This window comes from Aeromonas sp. EERV15 (assembly GCF_900079845.1).
Taxonomy (GTDB): Bacteria; Pseudomonadota; Gammaproteobacteria; order Enterobacterales; family Aeromonadaceae; genus Aeromonas; species Aeromonas sobria.
Window position 1 is genome coordinate 171296 of sequence record NZ_FKKY02000004.1, and the last position, 18181, is coordinate 189476.

Annotated in this window: 20 protein-coding genes; 10 read left to right on the top strand and 10 right to left on the bottom strand. The window is 58.6% G+C overall.

Annotated features, from left to right (window positions below; all coding sequences use genetic code 11):
• Window positions 1-43 precede the first annotated feature (43 nt).
• Window positions 44-760, top strand: a complete 717-nt coding sequence (gene deoD / locus BN4575_RS05180) for a purine-nucleoside phosphorylase (protein WP_042024331.1) — start codon at window positions 44-46, stop codon at window positions 758-760.
• Between the two features lie 70 nt (window positions 761-830).
• Here deoD and BN4575_RS05185 read toward each other — a convergent pair whose 3' ends face one another.
• Together BN4575_RS05185 and BN4575_RS05190 are read right to left on the bottom strand one after the other, a co-directional pair.
• A complete protein-coding gene (locus BN4575_RS05185) occupies window positions 831-2696 on the bottom strand; it encodes a sensor domain-containing diguanylate cyclase (RefSeq protein ID WP_068977406.1) in 1866 nt (621 codons plus the stop codon).
• A gap of 64 nt (window positions 2697-2760) precedes the next feature.
• Window positions 2761-3372 (bottom strand): AhpA/YtjB family protein, encoded by a 612-nt coding sequence (locus tag BN4575_RS05190; protein ID WP_042024334.1) that lies wholly within the window; start codon window positions 3370-3372, stop codon window positions 2761-2763.
• A 120-nt stretch (window positions 3373-3492) separates the two neighbouring features.
• Here BN4575_RS05190 and serB point away from each other — a divergent pair, with 120 nt between their 5' ends.
• Both serB and BN4575_RS05200 read left to right on the top strand, forming a co-directional pair.
• Complete coding sequence (gene serB, locus BN4575_RS05195) at window positions 3493-4503, top strand: phosphoserine phosphatase SerB (protein WP_068977407.1); 1011 nt, start codon at window positions 3493-3495, stop codon at window positions 4501-4503.
• 28 nt (window positions 4504-4531) lie between these two features.
• Window positions 4532-5437, top strand: coding sequence for an alpha/beta hydrolase family protein (locus tag BN4575_RS05200; protein ID WP_068977408.1), 906 nt, complete (start codon window positions 4532-4534; stop codon window positions 5435-5437).
• Between the two features lie 51 nt (window positions 5438-5488).
• On the opposite strand, the gene BN4575_RS05205 is transcribed toward BN4575_RS05200, so the two are convergent.
• A complete protein-coding gene (locus tag BN4575_RS05205; RefSeq protein WP_068977409.1) occupies window positions 5489-7861 on the bottom strand; it encodes a PilZ domain-containing protein in 2373 nt (790 codons plus the stop codon).
• A 100-nt stretch (window positions 7862-7961) separates the two neighbouring features.
• Here BN4575_RS05205 and radA point away from each other — a divergent pair, with 100 nt between their 5' ends.
• Entirely contained in the window at window positions 7962-9329 is a 1368-nt protein-coding gene (gene radA, locus BN4575_RS05210; RefSeq protein ID WP_068977410.1) for a DNA repair protein RadA, read from the top strand.
• 96 nt (window positions 9330-9425) lie between these two features.
• Here radA and BN4575_RS05215 read toward each other — a convergent pair whose 3' ends face one another.
• The gene (locus tag BN4575_RS05215; RefSeq protein WP_042024345.1) at window positions 9426-9806 is read right to left on the bottom strand and encodes a PilZ domain-containing protein; all 381 of its coding nucleotides are present in this window, start codon (window positions 9804-9806) and stop codon (window positions 9426-9428) included.
• Between the two features lie 102 nt (window positions 9807-9908).
• Window positions 9909-10391 (bottom strand): Rsd/AlgQ family anti-sigma factor, encoded by a 483-nt coding sequence (locus tag BN4575_RS05220; RefSeq protein ID WP_042024348.1) that lies wholly within the window; start codon window positions 10389-10391, stop codon window positions 9909-9911.
• 331 nt (window positions 10392-10722) lie between these two features.
• Between BN4575_RS05220 and hupA the strand changes: the two genes are divergently transcribed.
• Window positions 10723-10995, top strand: a complete 273-nt coding sequence (gene hupA, locus BN4575_RS05225) for a nucleoid-associated protein HU-alpha (protein ID WP_042024350.1) — start codon at window positions 10723-10725, stop codon at window positions 10993-10995.
• A gap of 142 nt (window positions 10996-11137) precedes the next feature.
• On the opposite strand, the gene BN4575_RS05230 is transcribed toward hupA, so the two are convergent.
• The 3 genes from BN4575_RS05230 to BN4575_RS05240 all read right to left on the bottom strand — a co-directional run bounded on the left by BN4575_RS05230 (window position 11138) and on the right by BN4575_RS05240 (window position 13947).
• Window positions 11138-11581 (bottom strand): PACE efflux transporter, encoded by a 444-nt coding sequence (locus tag BN4575_RS05230; protein WP_083220996.1) that lies wholly within the window; start codon window positions 11579-11581, stop codon window positions 11138-11140.
• 156 nt (window positions 11582-11737) lie between these two features.
• Window positions 11738-12595 (bottom strand): hypothetical protein, encoded by an 858-nt coding sequence (locus tag BN4575_RS05235; RefSeq protein WP_068977411.1) that lies wholly within the window; start codon window positions 12593-12595, stop codon window positions 11738-11740.
• Window positions 12596-12723: 128 nt separating this feature from the next.
• Entirely contained in the window at window positions 12724-13947 is a 1224-nt protein-coding gene (locus BN4575_RS05240; RefSeq protein ID WP_068977412.1) for an Nramp family divalent metal transporter, read from the bottom strand.
• A 237-nt stretch (window positions 13948-14184) separates the two neighbouring features.
• On the opposite strand from BN4575_RS05240, the gene rpsF reads away from it, so the two are divergent.
• The 4 genes from rpsF (at window position 14185) to BN4575_RS05260 (ending at window position 16173) form a co-directional block, all read left to right on the top strand.
• Window positions 14185-14571, top strand: a complete 387-nt coding sequence (rpsF, locus tag BN4575_RS05245; protein WP_042024358.1) for a 30S ribosomal protein S6 — start codon at window positions 14185-14187, stop codon at window positions 14569-14571.
• A 30-nt stretch (window positions 14572-14601) separates the two neighbouring features.
• Complete coding sequence (gene rpsR / locus BN4575_RS05250; protein ID WP_005313392.1) at window positions 14602-14832, top strand: 30S ribosomal protein S18; 231 nt, start codon at window positions 14602-14604, stop codon at window positions 14830-14832.
• 49 nt (window positions 14833-14881) lie between these two features.
• Window positions 14882-15328 (top strand): 50S ribosomal protein L9, encoded by a 447-nt coding sequence (rplI, locus tag BN4575_RS05255; RefSeq protein ID WP_042011812.1) that lies wholly within the window; start codon window positions 14882-14884, stop codon window positions 15326-15328.
• Window positions 15329-15429: 101 nt separating this feature from the next.
• Window positions 15430-16173: a ferredoxin--NADP reductase gene (locus BN4575_RS05260; RefSeq protein WP_068977413.1), complete on the top strand. Its 744-nt coding sequence runs from the start codon at window positions 15430-15432 to the stop codon at window positions 16171-16173.
• A gap of 71 nt (window positions 16174-16244) precedes the next feature.
• Here the strand turns inward: BN4575_RS05260 and BN4575_RS05265 are convergent, their stop codons facing one another.
• On the bottom strand, window positions 16245-16595 hold the full coding sequence (locus BN4575_RS05265) for a hypothetical protein (RefSeq protein ID WP_042024361.1): 351 nt from the start codon (window positions 16593-16595) through the stop codon (window positions 16245-16247).
• Window positions 16596-16614: 19 nt separating this feature from the next.
• Window positions 16615-16893 carry a hypothetical protein gene (locus BN4575_RS05270; RefSeq protein WP_068977414.1) on the bottom strand — a complete coding sequence of 93 codons (279 nt, stop codon included), beginning with the start codon at window positions 16891-16893 and terminating at the stop codon, window positions 16615-16617.
• A 274-nt stretch (window positions 16894-17167) separates the two neighbouring features.
• Between BN4575_RS05270 and BN4575_RS05275 the strand changes: the two genes are divergently transcribed.
• Complete coding sequence (locus tag BN4575_RS05275) at window positions 17168-18178, top strand: Preprotein translocase subunit SecY (protein WP_068977415.1); 1011 nt, start codon at window positions 17168-17170, stop codon at window positions 18176-18178.
• Window positions 18179-18181 lie beyond the last annotated feature (3 nt).

The following is an 18181-nucleotide window of genomic DNA, read 5'->3' on the forward strand; positions in this document are numbered from 1 at the left end:
TTATAAAACAATAAAACTCAACCTGTGTGAAGGAATCAAGAGAATGGCAACTCCTCATATCAATGCGAAAGATGGCGCCTTTGCTGATACCGTACTGATGCCGGGCGACCCCCTGCGCGCCAAGTACATCGCGGAAACTTTCCTGGAGAACGTTGAGCAGGTGTGCGATGTGCGCAGCATGCTCGGCTTTACCGGCACCTACAAAGGTCGTCGTATCTCCGTGATGGGCCACGGCATGGGTATCCCTTCCTGCTCCATCTACACCAAAGAGCTGATCACCGATTACGGTGTGAAGACTCTGATCCGTGTAGGCTCCTGTGGTGCTGTGCGTGAAGACGTGAAACTGCGTGACGTAGTGATCGGTATGGGTGCCTGCACCGATTCCAAAGTAAACCGTCTGCGTTTCAAGGACCATGACTTCGCCGCTATCGCTGACTTTGATCTGGTCGCCAATGCGGTACAGGCTGCCAAGAACAAGGGTACCCCGGTGCGCGTGGGTAACCTCTTCTCCGCAGACCTGTTCTACACCCCGGATCCTTCCATGTTCGACGTGATGGAAAAATACGGCATTCTGGGTGTCGAGATGGAAGCTGCCGGTATCTACGGTGTGGCTGCAGAGTACGGTGCCAAGGCACTGACCATCTGTACCGTTTCCGACCATATCCGTACCGGTGAGCAGACCACCTCCGAAGAGCGTCAGCTGACCTTCAACGACATGATCGAAATCGCACTGGACTCAGTGCTGCTGGGTGACAAGTAATCCCCGGTAGTTGAATGAAAACGGCGGCCTTCGGGCCGCCGTTTTGCATTTCTGAGCCAGGAAGCAGGGGTCAGAGGTCGAGGGCAAAGCGCCCCTTGCCCGCCATCTTGGCCCGATACATGGCGGCATCTGCCCGGTGCAGCAGCTCGTCGATGTGGCAGTGCTGACCTGAGTGGCAGAGCGCCCCGCCGATGCTGCCAGCGAGCGGCAGCTGGTGGCCAGCCACATCCCACGGTTTAGCCATGGCGTCCAGCATCCGTTGGCAGAGGGCTGGCAGCTCCTGCTCGGGGTGGCGCAAGGCGGGCAGTATGATGGTGAACTCGTCGCCCGCGAGGCGGGCCACCATGTCGCCGGGGCGCACTTCGGCACAGAGCACGCTGGCGAAGCGGTGCAGCAGGGCATCCCCTACATGGTGCCCCAGCTGGTCGTTGATCTCCTTGAAGCCATCCAGATCGAGAAACAGCAGGCCGAGCGCCTCCCCGTCATGATGTGCCCGCTCCAGCTCACGGCTCAGGCGCAGGGTGAAGGCGCGCCGATTGGGCAGGGTGGTGAGGGGGTCGTGGCTGGCGTCATGTTCAAGCTGGCTCTGCAGCGCCTTGAACTGAGTGATATCGGCACCCAGGATATAGACCCCGGGCTCGTCGCCCACACTCGGGATCATGGTGATCTTGAGGTCACGCGGGCCGATGGGCAGCTCGAAGCGGTATTCGAAGCTCACCTGTTCCCCCGCCTGTGCGCGAGCCAGATAGTTCATGGCATTGAGGTAGGCGGCTTCACCGATCACCTCCCGCGCGCTCATCTCCTGCATGCGTTCTGGATTGAGCCCGAAATAGCGGCAGTAAGCCTGGTTGGCAAACAGATAGCGCCCCTCTGGCGAGAGCATACTGATGGTGACCGGCAAGCCATCGCTGATAGAGCGCAGCCGGGCGCGGTTGCGCTCTATCTCGGCCATCGCCATATGCAACTGCTCGACGGTGGCCGATAGCTCGCGGGTGCGATCCCGCACCTGCATCGCTAGCCCCAGCTGCAGTTGCATCAACTTATCTTCGGCCAGCTTGCGCTCGGTGAGATCGGCAAACACCGCGATCAGGTGCGGTGCGGCAGTGCGGCTTTTACAGAGTGTCACGCTCAGCTGTACCCAGCAGAGGGTGCCATCGGCGCGCAGCATCCGCTTCTCCAGTCGGTAGTGCTGGCGCTGGCCATCGAGCAGTGCCTGAAACAGCGGCAGTTCCCGTGGCAGATCCTCGGGATGGGTCATGGTCTGCCAGGTGAGGCTCAGCATCTCGGATTCGCGATAACCGAGCAGCTGCTGCAGACCCGGATTGGCTTTGAGCCATGCCCCCTCCAGCGAGGAGAGCGCCATGCCGACCGCCGACTGGTTGAAAGTCTGGGTAAAGAGATGCTCCTGATCTTCCAGTACGTTGCTGAGGCTGCGTACCTGATGGCGCCGCTCCAGGTCGTGCAGGGTGTTCTCCACCAACAAGCCGAAATCATCGAGATCCTGACACTGGGTCTCGTCCAGCTGGCGTGGCTTGCTATCAACCAGACAGAGGATGCCGAGCACCACCCCATCCAGCGCTCGCAGGGGGCGGCCAGCGTAGAAGACCACGTGGGGCGGCCCGATCACCAGCGGGTTGTCGGCAAAGCGGGGGTCGAGACGGGCATCCGGCACCTGCATGATGCCGGGCTGTAAAATGGCGTGGCCGCAGAAGGAGATATCCCGGCCAATCTCGCACCGGGCGATGCCGGTGCGGGCCAGAAACCACTGGCGATCCACATCGGTGAGGGAGACCAGCACCACGGGCAGATCAAAATGGCGGCTGATGAGGCGGGTCAGGCGATCCAGATGATCGATCGGCTCGCGATCGAGCAGCCCGAGGATCCGCAGCCGCGCCAGCCGACTCTCTTCGTCAACAGGCATTGGTGGGGCAATCATACTGAGCTCCTGCTGGTTCTACCCTCATGGGTATATACAAGGTGGCTGGGGGATTGCCCCCGGTCTATGGCTGATCGGCCGGTTTGTGCTTTTTTTTGTGCTTGCGTACCCGCATGTAGTTACGGCGAATGCCGTAGGAGATAAGCAGGCCAGCCAGCAGGGCGACCAGCAGCATCAGGCGCTGTTTCTCCTGCACCACCTTGAGCCGGGTGTCCTTGTCTGCCAGCATCTGCTGCTCTTCCAGGGTGATGCGCAGGAAGCCGATGGTCAGCTCACCATCTCGAATTTCCTGCACGAACTGGATCCTCCCCTTGCCTTGTTCCGGTAGCGATTTGTTATCGCTGCCAATGGGCAGCAGGCTCTCCAGTGGCACCGCCTGCTCCGACTGGGCGAGGGGAATGCCGCGTCCGTCATAGAGGGTGGCATCGAGGATCTCCGGCTCCGCCGCCAGATCCCGCGCCAGCCGCTCCAGCTCGCTGCTCTTATCTTCTTTGATCCAGCGCTTCATGTCGCGGGCGGCGTAAGCGACCAGTGCCTGCGCCCGGCTGCGGGCTTCGTTGTGCAGCGACGCCTGGCTTTCACCCTGCATATGGATAAGCACACCGAGCACCCAGCATCCGAGCAGGATACCGGCACCCAGGCTGAGAGCGCGTTTGATGGGAAGATGACGCTGCAAGCGTGAGACCTCATGGTAACAAGGAGTGGCGGGATCTTGGCGCTTGCCTGTACAAAAAGCAATACGCTACTCTGGGCCAGCACTGTTAACCCCCTGATCACCAAGGAAGGCGTATCCCTTATGTTGTTGTCCCGGCTCCCCCCGCTGTTATCCGATTGGCCCGCGTTGTTGTCCGGCTCACCCTGTTGGCAGCTCAACGCAGATGCGTTGCAATCGACAGAGACCCCGCTGGCAGACGGCTGGCTGGTATTGTTTGGCAAGGGGCTGGGCGCCTCCCATCTGGCACGTCTGGCGCCACTGTTGGCAGAGCAGGGGCTGGCCGCTAGCCTTTATCCTCCCACCGAGGTGGCGGGTGTGCAGCTACTGCTACTTGGCTGCGATCGTTTCTCCCCCGAGTTGGTTGCCGTGCTCAAGGGCGGTGAGTGGGAGATCGATCTCTGTCATCTGCCCGCGCTGCCCACTCTGAGCGAACCCGGCCTGCTGGTGATGGACATGGACTCCACCGCGATCCGCATCGAGTGCATCGACGAAATTGCCCGCTTGGCCGGGGTGGGCGAGCAGGTGGCTGCGGTAACCGCGGCCGCCATGCAGGGCAAACTGGAGTTCTCCGACAGCCTGCGTAACCGGGTGGCCCTGCTGGCAGGGGCGCCGGTCACCATTCTCGACGAGGTGGCCGCCAACATGCCGTGGATGCCCGGTTTGCAGTTGATGGTCGATATCCTCAAAAGGGCGGGCTGGAAGGTGGCCATCGCCTCCGGCGGTTTTACCCGTTTTGCTGGTGAGCTACAGCAGGCGTTGGGGCTTGATGCCATCTTCGCCAACGAGCTGGCGGTGGAAGGGGGGCAGCTGACCGGCAAGGTGAGTGGGCGCATCGTCGATGCTAGCGTCAAGGCCGAGGTGTTGCAGCAGCTGGCGCAGGAGTATGGCATTGCTGCCGCCCAGACCGTGGCCATCGGCGATGGCGCCAACGATCTCAAAATGATGGGGGTGGCGGGCCTTGGCATCGCCATTCACGCCAAACCGCTGGTGCGGGCACAGGCGGCGGCCACCCTCAATCATCACGATCTGGAAGGGGTGATCTGCCTGCTGGCGGCGCGGGCCTGCAGCGAGCTGCGTTGGGACCAGCGCTGACAGTGTTTCAAGGAGGAAACCAATAACAATGGAATTGTTGCAGCAGTCTCTGTTTATCCCTTGTGGCGGCCATCAACTGCATGTGCGCCACATCAAACCCCGGGTCGCCGTCCATGGCGAGCCGATCCTGATGGTGCACGGTGCCATCGAAAATGGCCGGATCTTCTACACAGAGTCGGGCAAGGGGCTGGCCTGCTTTTTGGCCCGCCACGGCTATCAGGTCTATGTGGCTGATTTGCGGGGGCGAGGGCTCAGCACTCCGGCCATCGCCGAGCAGGCGGAGCATGGTCAGCACGAGCTGATCACTGAGGATCTGCCCGCTCTGCAGCGCTGGATTGCCGAGCGTCATGGCGGCTTCAAGGTGCACTGGGTGGCCCACTCCTGGGGCGGCGTTATCATGGCGTCGACCCTGGTGCGCTTCCCCGAGCTGGCGGAACAGGTGGCCAGCCTGCTGTTTTTTGGCACCAAGCGCGGGGTGTCGGTGCACAATCCCGAGCGTTGGCTGAAAGTCGATCTGATCTGGAACCGGCTGGCACCCTGGCTGGCTCGCCGCCGCGGCTTTCTGGCGGCTCGCAATCTGAAGATAGGTGCCGATGACGAGTCGCTGCGCTATCTGCAGGAGACCATCCCCTGGGTCAAGTGCGGCCCTTGGCAGGATCCTCACGACGGCTTTGCTTATGATGAGGCGGCGGCGCGGGTCAACTGGCCGCCGCTCTGGATGATCTCGGCCAGAGCGGACAAGGTGCTGGGTCACCCGACCGATGTGCGCCGTTTCAGCGACGAGATGGGCTCGGCTACGCGCCACACCCGTTTGGGGCGAGATAACGGCAACCGGCTCGATTATGACCACATCAATATGCTGACCGCCCCGCAGGCTCAGGAGGATCACTTCCCCCAAATCCTCGAGTGGCTGCTGGATCCACAGGCCGCATGACAAAAAACAGGGCGCATCATGCGCCCTGTTTCGTGCAGAACAAGGTCAGTTTTACGGCTCAGTGATCCCGAGCCGGAACAGGGTGGCCTGAGTGGTGTCGGTCAGCTCCCCCACGCCCACTACACTCCATAGCTCCTCCTCCAGCTTTTTAGCTTTGTGGATGGCAAACTTGGCGATGTAGTCCAGCTCGTTGGCGATGAAGTTGGTATCGGGCCGCCCGGTACGGGAGATGCCAACCAGTACCGAGTAGAACTCCCCCTGTCGCCGTGCCAGTTCGATAAACTGACGCTTCTCTTTCGCGCTGATCAGGCTGCTGGCCAGCCGACTGTTGAAGACGGGGAGCCCTGCCTTGGTCTGGATACTGGCAATATAGACCTCATCCTCTCTCGGCTTGTCCTCCCGCTCGATGGCGCGCAGCGGGTTCATCAGCAACTCTTTGAGCAGCTCCCCCTGAAACAGCGGGTAGAGGTTCTCTTGCTCCGGCAGCTCGGAACAGGCCTGTAGTAACCGCTGCAGACTGCGTGGTTGCAGCGATTTGCCGATAGAGGCCGGTTTGGGCGCGCCTTTCAGCTTGTTGACGTAGACCGGCGAGTTGAACAGGTGGTGGGTATAGATGTTACGCAGGGCCCGCGCCAGCCCGCGATAGCGCCGCTGCTCCTGCGCTGCTTTGAGCTTGTTCTGGTTGCTCTCGATCAGCAGGCTGAAGAACTGGCGGCCGGTGTGGCGGTCTGAATCCCCCTCAATACAGAGGTGCAATACGGTGCGGGTCATGTTGATGCTGACCAGCCGGTAGGAGAGGTGCTGCAGATCCATGCTCTTGGAGAGTTCCTGCAAGCGGGGCAGAGCTATGGTCACCACATCGTTTTTTTCACCGACGAAGGCCTCTTCCAGCTCGATCTGCAGGCCGTGGGTCGAGATGTCACGAGTCCAGCCGAGCCAGGATTTCCCATTATGGTGGATAGCGACCGCGGTCTTGTGGATGTAGCGGGACTCCTTGCGCAGCTGGACATAGTGCAGGGTCTCGATTTCAAACGGTACAGCCCCCTGTTCGTGACCAAAACGCTGCAGCTCGTTGGCATTGTTATTGACTGCCTCCTGATGGAACTCCTCACGTTGGGACTCCTGGCTGATATCTTGTATCAAGCCGCAATAGCCGATCTGCTTGAGTCGCTCGAGCAGCAGAATATCTTGCAGCTGGGGGTTATCTTGCCCCTGTAACTGGCTGACATCCGCCTCGACCAGATCGCACGCCTCTAGCGAGAATTTGTAGACGCGCCAGCTGGGGCGACGGGAGCCCACCTGGAAAAAGAGCGCAGTGAGGCCACTCTGGCGCAGCTCCTCGGCGGTGGCGGAGAAAAAGTAGATATGGCTGCGCACCGTGTGGGTAAAGCAGTAGATGATTGTCTCGGTGGTGGTGCCCGGCGCCGGGCACAGTCGCTTCATCCGATCAGCATTGAACAAACCGGCCAGAGCGTCACGGTTCTTCTCGTCCCGCCAGTACTCCAGCAGGTGCTGGTTGTTCTCGGTACGCAGGGCGATCTCCAGGTGAGGGCTGTCACCAGTGCCGAAGAACAGCGGCATGCCGGTCATTCGTGGCAGGTAGAACTGCTCGTATCCCTTGATGATGGCGGCAGAGAGCAGGTAATCGACACTGACCCGATAACGGGCCTTGTTGGCTTCTATGAATTCGCCGAGAAAGGCATCAAAGGTTGCGTGCTCGCCTGCGCGTACCAACCGTAACCAGAATTTTCCGTCTTTACTCTCTTCGCCCAGGATCTGGTAGCCGACCGACTGGTGCAGCACCGGATTGGGGGTGTCTCGCTCCAGCCCGGTGAAGAAGACCTCCACTTGAGCACCGGTATGGTAATTGGGCAGGTAGGGGACAGAGACTCTCATCCCCCCCAGCGAGAGATCGGAACTTTTGGCAAACAGCTTCTCGCCATCCTGCATCTTGATCAGCAGTGGCGAGCTAAAGTGCATCCGCTCCTGACGGCGGCCGTAGTAGCTGGCAAAGGCGATGGTATTGACATCATATTGCCGGAAGGGGCTGGCTGGTGGCGAGAGTTGACCGTCTGCGCGGGTATGATGGCGCTGTTTTTGCCACTGTTGCAGCGCCTCATAGACACCGAGGGTATAGATATCGCGGTAGAGATAGCATTGGGACTGGAACAGGCCGATCGCGTCGGCGGGCATGAAGTGGGTGATGCCATCGAACTCATGCACCTGGCTCTCATCTTCCAGTTCGTCACGCATATCAATGACCCTGCGGCAGGGCGAGCACTTGCGTTTGAGCTCCATCTTGATCAGAAAACGGCTATTGCTGTTCTCTTCATGGGTGATGCGGTGGAAGAGCTCCTCGAAGTCCTTCTCCCGCAACAAGGGGACGAGCTGTTCAATCAGATGTTGCTGGTGTTCTGAATCCATGTGTTCCTGCCACGGAAAGTCATTTTTCCGATTCTGGGTTTGATATGTCGGTCGCAAACAAGTATATCAAGCAGGAATTCATCCTGTCCCCGAGTTATCAATGGCCAAAAATAAAACTGCTTATGTTTGTTCTGAATGTGGTGCCGACTTCACACGCTGGCAGGGTCAGTGTAGCGAGTGCAAGGAGTGGAACACCATTACCGAGGTGCGGCTTGGCTCGGTGACCCCGGCAGGCAAGAGTGCCCGCTACACCGGCTATGCCGGGGCGATTGGGAGTAAGGTTCAAACATTGGCAGAGATCGCCACCACCGAGATCCCCCGCTTTTCCTCCGGTTTCAAGGAGCTGGACCGGGTGCTCGGTGGCGGTGTGGTGCCCGGCTCGGCCATTCTGATCGGCGGCAACCCGGGTGCGGGCAAGTCGACCTTGTTGTTGCAGACCATGTGCGGTCTGGCGGAGCGGATGAAAACCCTCTATGTCACCGGTGAGGAATCCCTCCAGCAGGTTGCGATGCGAGCCAGTCGCCTCGGTCTGCCGACCGACAAGCTGCGGATGCTCTCCGAGACCAGCGTCGAGCAGATCTGCCTGATTGCCCAACAGGAGCAACCGCAGATCATGGTGATCGACTCCATTCAGGTGATGCATGTGGCGGATGTGCAGTCCTCGCCGGGTTCTGTCTCCCAGGTGCGTGAAGCGGCGGCGCTGCTGACCCGCTACGCCAAGCAGAACCATGTGGCCATCTTCATGGTGGGCCATGTGACCAAGGATGGCAGTCTGGCGGGCCCCAAGGTGCTCGAACATTGTATCGACTGCTCGGTGCTGCTCGATGGTGGCCATGACTCCCGTTTTCGGACCCTGCGTTCCCACAAGAACCGATTCGGCGCGGTCAACGAGCTGGGGGTGTTTGCCATGACCGAGCAGGGAATGCGCGAGGTGAGTAACCCCTCCGCCATCTTCCTCAGCCGGGGTCAGGAGCAGGCGCCCGGTTCCATCGTCATGGTGATCTGGGAGGGAACCCGGCCACTGCTGGTGGAGTTGCAGGCGCTGGTGGACTACTCCCAGCTCTCCAATCCGCGCCGGGTGGCAGTGGGGATGGATCACAACCGGCTGGCCATGCTGTTGGCGGTGCTGCATCGCCACGGCGGTCTGCAGATGGCGGATCAGGATGTCTTTATCAACGTGGTCGGCGGGGTCAAGGTCGAGGAGACCAGTGCGGATCTGGCGCTGCTGCTGGCGATGGTTTCCAGCTTCCGGGATCAGGCGTTACCCAAGGATCTGGTGGTGTTTGGTGAGGTGGGGCTTTCCGGTGAAATTCGCCCAGTGCCATCTGGCCAGGAGCGGTTGCAGGAGGCGGCCAAGCACGGTTTCCGTCGCGCCATAGTGCCACACGCCAATGCCCCCAAGCATCCTATCGAGGGGATGGAAGTGGTGCCGGTCAAGAAGTTGTCTGATGCGCTTGAAGCGCTGTAACGGCAGGTGCGAGTATTGAGCGTTGATCAAGTTGGTCAAATAGCATTGCAACAAAAAGAGCGCCGCGGCGCTCTTTTTACCAAAACGTAGCAGCCATCAGGGTTGGCTCTGTTCCAGGTGCTCGCTCAACAGTTGCTCCAACTCGCGGTGCAGCAGCGTTTCATCGCCGACGTTGAGTTCGATCATCCGTTTGAGGTGGGTGGCGCTGTCGATATCGATATGGTGGCAGTAGAAGCCCAGCTTCTTGCTGGCTTCATGGTTAAGCTGAACCTGCATCTTGATCTCGATATCGCTACCGCTCAGGACAAAACTCAGCTGGTACTCCTTGTTGTCACGGCTCTCCCAGTCATCGGGGCGGACCAACAAGGCTCCCTGCAAAGAGACATCGACAAGTTGAGTTTGCCACTTTTTTTCCCCTTGGGTGAGTTCTGACATGGTCAAGTAGAGGATCCGTGCAAAACGGCGGCGCTCAGACATGCTCATCTCCTGTATGCAATATAAGTAAAGACGCGGAGGTCATTACTCTGAGTGTAATCCACCTTGGTTGCCCGTATCTTGAACTTGATCCGAAAATGGGATTCAGGCTTGCTGGGCACTCAAGGATTCCACCACATGTAGCGTCTTTACCAGCCGATCTTCCTGTTTAAAGCGATCTTCCAGTACTGGGCCCAACTCGTTGAGATCATCGTCAAGCAGCAGCAACTGGGCCTCATCGGCATCACTGTACTTGTCATTAAACTCGAGGGCGAATTCGGTGCTGGTACGGATATGGGGGTAAATACGTTTTGCCAGTTCAAGGGTTTCGCCATTGGCTTGCTCGAACGCAGTGACAACATGGTGGTAGATTTCGAAATGACCCGCGCTGACATAGTCGACCAGTCTGTCGCAAAATTGCTGCAGCTGTTCGGTCTTGGGCAGGCTGCGCTGTTTGGTGCGGGCCGGGGTGAGCCCTGCCAGGCGCATGTAATCGACCAGCAAGGCTTGCCTTGCATCCAGCCAATCATCGATTGCTTTGTGTTTACCTGCCAGCGCTTGCTTGGTCTGTTCCAGTTTTGTCAACATAATCCCTCCATGGGACAAAGGCCGGGCGACTGATGTGGCTTCCGAGCCGTTCGAACGGTGACACTGTCTATAACTAGGGAAAATCTGGGCAAGCGTCAATAGGCTGGCCGGGATATTGTTAAGTGACGAAGAAATAGGCGGCAGATTGTTTAATCGTGCTTGCAGGTTTCAGGCCTGATGAGGGTTTTTCGCGTGTGGAATGTGACTATTTTCGCAGATCTTGATGAAAACCCCAGCGTTTGGCGTGCACCACTCGATAAAGCCTTTGCCTGAGTGTTTTTTTTTGCATAGAGTGAGCCAGCGCTAAATGCCCGATCATAAAGGAAATGTTATGAACAAAGCTCAACTTGTAGATGCGATTGCCGCCAAAGCAGACCTGAGCAAAGCTCAGGCTAAAGTGGCTCTGGAAGAGATTATCAATGGTATTACCCAGAGCTTGAAAGAAGGTGATGCTGTGCAACTGGTCGGTTTTGGCACCTTCAAGGTCTCCCACCGCGCAGGCCGCACCGGTCGTAACCCGCAAACTGGTCAAGAGATCCAGATTGCTGCGGCCAACGTGCCTTCATTCGTGGCTGGCAAGGCGCTGAAAGACGCCGTCAAGTAAGCCCGAAAGTCTGTTTTGTCCAATGCCAGTCAGCTTGCTGACTGGCATTGTTTTTATGGGTTTTTCCCATCTTTTCGGTTAGTGCTTCCTGATATTTCCCGCTGTTCCGGTTCCTTCTGTCAGCCTTGCTGTGGCTGTGACCTCATGCCGTCTGCGGGGTGGCTGGCAGTGGCCAGATCCGCTCATAGGCCCAGGTAAAGGCGATGATGTAGACCAGGTAGAAAGCGACGAAGCCGAGATCCAGCATCAGAGCATCCCACAGTCCCAGTTCGAGCCAGAACATGACGCAGGGGAGAGAGAGCATCATAAAGCTCGCTTCATAACCCAAGGCATGGAGAAAACGATCGAGTGGTCGCTTGTTGGTGCGCCCGCACAGTTTGAGCAACCCCTTGTCGAACAACAGGTTCCAGCCGTAGGTCCAGGCGGTGGCGACGATGGAGAAGAAGATGGCCAGTGAACCTACCTCGGCGACGCCCTGACCAAACAGCTGGCTGATAAGTGGGGCAACCATGGCCAGCCCAATGCCTTCGTAGAGAACCAGATAGCGAAGTCGATCCGGGGTGGTGCGCAGTTGGGTACTACTCATGTGATGTGCCTCTTGTGGGAGGCGCATTCTAATCAGGGAGTGGTTAAAAGAGAAGCACCCTGACTCGTCAGAGCATGAGTGGAGGAGCCATCATGGTGGTACTCCCTCTCTGCGGCACTTCTCTTGGTTGCCAGCTCTGAGCTGTTAACTCTGCGATCAGGCGCCGGTTGGCGTGACCCGAGTCAGCATGGCAAAGCCCTCTTCCACCAGATTGAGCTGAACCCTGACTTGGCCGAGCTCGGCCAGGGTGGCTACATGGGTGCCACCACAGGGGATGGTCACCTCTTTCCCTTCCAGCATGCAGTGCCAGTAGCGCGAGTCGATGATCGCCTCGCCAGTGCGGCTGCGGCGGATCTCGCCCCCGGCTGCGATCCAGTCGGCCAGTTGCTGATTGATCTTCTCTTCAATCAGCGTCAGCTCTGCCAGCAGCGCCTCGCTGTTGACCCCCTTCTTGCGCAGGCTTTTGCCGATGCGGTACTGCTCTTGGGAGCCCATGGGCTCGACCTGTGAACTCTGGATGGCGAGGCGGTCGAAGTCGGGCTGACCCAACGCATCCTGCTCGCTCACTTCCTTGCGCCAGTAGGGGATGAGTACCCGATTGAGCGCCATCGCCGCCAGATGGCAGCCAGTGTGACCCAGGCTCAGGGCGTGGCGGGTATCGCTATCCACCTGCAACGTGACAAGGCTACCGACGGCCAGCGGGTGGTCACCGGTCAGCGGATGCACCACCACGAAATGCCAACCCTCAGCGCCCCGTTTGACCGGAATGGAGGTGTCCACGAACAGTTCGCCATCCGGGCTGATGGCACCCATTCGGCAGGGGCCAACGGCTGCTTCGCCACCCTCCCAGCGAGCATGGCCGACATCTCCCGGCTGATCGGGCCAGAGGTGGCTCTGGGGATGAAAGGGGGTGAGGTCGGTGACCAGCAGCGTGGTCTCACCGGGCTGGCAGCAGACCACGCTGGTTTGCTCCTGATGATGGCCCAGCACGAAGCTGGCTCGGGTATGTTCCATGGCGAGGCTCCCGCAACGATATGAAGAGAAGGGAAAGGTGGCAGCATACGCCAAAGTGGCAAGGGGCTCATTAACCAGAGTTAATAAGCCCCTCTCTTTGTCATAGCTGGCTTTGTCATAGCCGGGTGCTAGAGCATGCCGACCAGCAGGTAGGTGTTGAGGCCGATCACCAGCGCCACGATCAGGCGACCTATGGCCTGGGTGACCGGGTGGTTGCGGTGTGCTCCCATCAGTACCCGATCGCCGGTCAGCATCAACAGCGGGATCAGGGCTAGTGCGATGCCAAAGCTCAGGATCACCTGACTCAGTACCAGGATCTCGGTGGTATTAAAACCCATGGCGATCACCACAAATGCGGGGGCCATGGTAATGGCGCGGCGCAGCCAGAGCGGTATGGTAAAACGCACGAACCCTTGCATGATGACCTGGCCAGCGAGGGTGCCCACCACGGTGGAACTGATACCGGAGGCGACCAGCGAGAGGCCAAACAGAGTGGCTGCTGCCTGGCCCAGCAGCGGGGTGAGGGTCTGGTAGGCGGACTCTAGCTCTGCTACCTGCTGGTTGCCTGTGCCGTGAAACGCGGCAGCCGCCATCGCCATCATCGCCAGATTGACGAAACCGGCGATGGTCATTGCAATCGCCACATCGACCCGGGTGGAGTGCAGCCGTTGGGTGACGGATCCCTGATCCTGAGTGTGCTGGGTCAGCGCCGAATGCAGGTAGATGACGTGGGGCATCACGGTGGCACCGAGCACCCCGGCTGCCAGATAGACCGCCTCGCTGTTGGGCAGGCCGGGGAAGAGTGCCCCCTCCAGCAGGCTGGGCAGATGGGGGCGGGAGAACACCAGCTCGACGATATAGGCTGCGGCCACAAACAACAGCAGGCTGCCAACCACCCATTCCAGCGGTTTCTGGCCGCGACTCTGTAGCATCAGAATGCCCCAGGTCACCACAGCGGTGATAGCGGCGCCTTCAAGCAGGGTCACACCAAGCAGCAGCTTGAAGCCGACCGCAGCACCGATAAATTCGGCGAGATCGGTGGCCATGGCGATGATCTCTGCTTGTACCCAGTAGGCCCAGACTGCGGGTTTCGGCAGTCGGTCACGGATATGCTCCGCCAGATTTTTGCCGGTGACTATGCCGAGCTTGGCTGACAGGGTCTGCACCACCATGGCCATCAGGTTGGCCCACACCACCACCCATAGCAGCTGATAACCGAAGGTGGATCCCGCCTGAATATTGGTGGCAAAGTTGCCCGGGTCGATATAACCGATGGCGGCGATAAAGGCAGGCCCAAGTAGAGTCAGTTTGAATTTTCGAGCCGGAATGGCCGTGGTCAGCGCGGGTTGCATGGCATCACCCTCCATAAGGATATGGAGTCAGAATAGATCTAAGTGATAACGATTATCAATTGATGTTTTGTATTGCACCCATAGGGAAAAACATCTGTTGCGGCCAGTTGCAGTGAGGGATGTGATTTCGTACAATATGCCGCCCTAGAAAAGCAGCGACTAAACACCACTATGTTCCTTGCCTCCGAGGTCTGGCTGCACCTGGGCGGAGGCTGAATTAATCCGTAAGGAGCTAAAATGCGTCATTACGAAATCGTCTTCATGGTTCATCCGGACCAGAGCGAGCAAGTACCAGGCATGATCGAGCGTTACACCGGCGCTATCACCACCTCCGGTGGCACCATTCATCGCATGGAAGATTGGGGCCGTCGTCAGTTGGCTTACCCGATCGACAAACTGCACAAAGCCCACTACGTTCTGATGAACGTAGAAGCAGAGCAAGCCGTTATCGATGAGCTGGAAACCAACTTCCGCTTCAACGATGCCGTTATCCGCAACATGATCATGCGCACCAAGCACGCTGTGACTGAAGTCTCTCCGATGGCCAAGGCCAAGGAAGAGCGTTTCGTCCGTCGTGACGACGAGCGCCGTGAAGAAGCTACTGAAGCTGCTTCCGAAGAGTAATTCTGGATCACTGAATAGAGGATAAAGGCCATGGCACGTTATTTCCGTCGTCGTAAGTTCTGCCGCTTCACTGCCGAGAACGTTACCGAGATCGACTACAAAGATATCGTTACTCTGAAAAACTACGTCACTGAATCTGGCAAGATCGTACCGAGCCGTATCACCGGTACTCGCGCCAAGTATCAGCGTCAGCTGGCACGCGCCATCAAGCGTGCTCGTTACCTGGCTCTGCTGCCGTACACCGATCTGCACAACAAGTAAGAATCGGTCCGGCACTTAAGCCTAACTCAACTTCTCTAGAGGAAAGGTAATGCAAGTTATCCTGCTCGACAAAATCGCCAAACTGGGCGGTCTGGGTGATCAAGTCGCTGTTAAAGCTGGCTACGCCCGTAACTATCTGATCCCGCAAGGCAAAGCCGTTATGGCTACCAAGGCAAACATCGAGACTTTCGATGCTCGCCGTGCTGAACTGGAAGCCAAGCTGGCTGCCGGTAAAGCTGCCGCTGAAGAGCGCGCTGCCAAGCTGGGTGAACTGGCTGCTGTTGTTATCGCCTCCAAATCTGGCGACGAAGGCAAGCTGTTCGGTTCCATCGGTACCCGTGACGTGGCTGATGCCATCACTGCTGCCGGCGTTGCTGTTGCCAAGAGCGAGGTCCGCATGGGCAACGTTCTGCGTAACACCGGCGAGTACGAAGTTGTTGTTCAGCTGCACGCTGACGTTAAAGCAACCGTACAGATCCAGGTTGTTGCTCTGTAATAGCGATTCGCTGCTGCAGATAAAACCCGCGCACTTGCGCGGGTTTTTTATTTTGGGGCCCGGGGGTAGAGTAAAGGTCTGTTCCGTTGGAGGAGATCCTTATGGCTGCCTGGGTCGAAGGTCGGGTCATCGAGCGTATCGAGTGGACGCCTACCCTGTTTTCCCTGCGCGTAGCGGCAGAGCTTGCCCCCTACCAAGCAGGTCAATTTACCAAGCTGGCCCTCGAGCAGGGCGAGCGGCGCATTCAGCGCGCCTACTCCTTCGTCAATCCCCCCTCTGCGCCATACCACGAGTTCTATCTGGTCGAGATCCCGAGCGGCGAGCTGACCCCTTCTCTCGGTTCGCTGCAAGCGGGCGACACCCTGCTGGTGCAGTCGCTGGCGACCGGCTTTCTGACGTTGGATGAGGTGCCAGCCGGGCGCGATCTCTGGTTGCTTGCCACTGGCACTGCCATTGGCCCTTTTCTCTCTATGCTGGCCGATGGTGAGGCGTTTGAGCGTTTCGAGAATGTGGTGCTGGTACACGGGGTGCGCAAAGGCGAAGAACTTAGTTATCAGCCACTTATCGCCAGCTTTGCCGAGCAATATGGCGAGCGCTTTCGCTACGTGCCTTTCGTCAGTCGCGAGCCGTGGCAGGACGCGATGGCAGGGCGGATCCCGGCGGCCATCGCCAACGGTCAGCTGCAGGAGCGGGTGGGGCTGGATTTTTCGCCCGAGCTGAGTCAGGTGCTGATCTGCGGCAACCCGGAGATGGTGAAAGAGACCCAGCAGACCTTGCTGGCGCTGGGGTTAGCCAAAAACCTGCGTCGTGCGCCGGGCAATATCAGTGCGGAGAATTACTGGTAACAACAGCTGGTAACAACAGGAGCACAGGGGCTGCTGGCCCCTGCATCATGAGGATGAGGACAAGGAGGTCATCAGTTCTTCTTGCCGTTGTTCTTGTTCTTATCCTTGTGTTTGTCGTGACCTTGTCCCGGGTTATTGCCGCTGTGGATACTGCGGTTGTAGTGATCCCGGTACTTGCCATCCATCTTGTCGCAGTTGAGTTTGAGCCGACTGTCACCAATGCCGAGATCCAGGCAGTTGTTTTGCCACCAGTCGTACTCTTTGTCATCCCAGTTGAGGTTGACCTTGATGTCATCGCCGGAGATGCGGATACCATCACCGTTTTTGGCTGGGGGGGCAGCAACGGCGGCTCCGTGCACGATAAACAGCGAGATCAGCAGCAAGCTGCGGTTGATGGTGGGGCGGGGTGTGAGTAGTTTCATGAAAGAGTACTCCTGTTAATTACTGGCCACCCTGCTGGCTGGCTGGGGCCTGATTGGTACTGGGTGGCTGGTTGCGGTTCTCTTCATCTTCCAGATTGAATCGTGTTGTTTTGCAATCAGAGGGGACGCTGTCGCCAACACCCAAATCGAGGCAGTCACTCTGTGACCAGCCGAACTGCTTGTCATCCCAGTCCAGATTAAATTTGATCTGGTCGATCGAGAGTTCTGAACCTTGGGGTTCCTGGGATTGTGGCGCCGCGACGGTCGCGCTGCTTGCGAGCAGCAGGGACAGTATCATAGTGGTTGTTCTGTTCATGATGGCCTCGAATAATTGCAACTGCGGGTCAGTGTACGCCGGTCGGGCTGAACCCGAGCGGAACCGTACATAACCTCACCATATGATTAGGTCTGTCGGTGATTGTACCGGTTTTCTGCTGCCGATTTGTCCGTTTTGGTCGCACTCTGGGCAGCTGGTTGTCAATCTGAAGGAATTCAGTCATTTGCCCTTCTCTGTGCGAGTCTGGCGACTATAATCGGCAGCCAACTTTTCCTGCACAGCACACCCCTTCATCATGACCACACAGGACTCCTCCGCACTGCGCTACCCCAAGGGGTGGTTTGCTCTGACGACGGTATACAGTTTCACCGGGCTGGCCATTCTGGCCTCCATCATCTTCTCCCTGCTGCTGTTCCTCTCCATCGATGACAGCCCGCTGATGAAGTGGCTGTTTGGCGGGCTGGCCATCATCTTTGAACTGGGCAAGTTTTACGTCTGGTACGAGTACGGTGAGCGCAAGGCGCGGCGGGATTTGAGCGGTGCTTTCTGGTCGCTGCTGTTCTACAGCGTGCTGGCGGCCATCTCCATCGGCGGCAGTATCGGTGGCATCAACAGCGCCACCAACACAGTACTGAGCCAACAGGCGCGCCACGAGCGGGAGCTTGCCCGCTTCGACGAGCAGATCGCCAGCATCGAGCGGCAGATCCAGCTCAACGAAGAGGCGGCTCGCAAATACATCGAGCTGGAGCGCATCTCCAGCGGCGTTTCCTCCCTGCAGCACGCCAACACCAAGCTGCGCTTGCAGCAGGATGAGCTGCGTCAGCAGCGCGATGCCAAGCCGGTCAACGAACAATCCTCCATGCTGGGGCTGATGAGCAGCTTGGCGGACGGGGTGGGGATGAGCATCAGTCAGGTGCAGTTCCTGCTGGTCTGCTTCCTCTCGGTGCTGCTCGACGTGTTCGGTGCCTTCTTCGTCAGCCTGATCGGCGAGGAGAATCGCTTTCGCCGGATGTGGCGCTGGCAGCAGGATCAAGCCCGCCTTGAGGCGCAGGAAGCGCTGGCGCTGGCGGCTCAACCCGAGCTGATGATGCCCCCCGAGCCAGCACCCGAGATGCTGGCGCAGGTGCGCGGTGCGCTGGAGAGTGGTGAGCTCAAGTGCAGCAAGCGCTCGGTGGCGCAGGCGCTGTCACTCTCGCTGGAGGAGGTGGATCGGGTGTTCCACCATCTGTTGTCACAAGGGGTGTTGGGGCAGGGGGGCAATCGCCACTATTACCTCAATCCGGCGCTGGAGCAGCAACCCGGATGATGA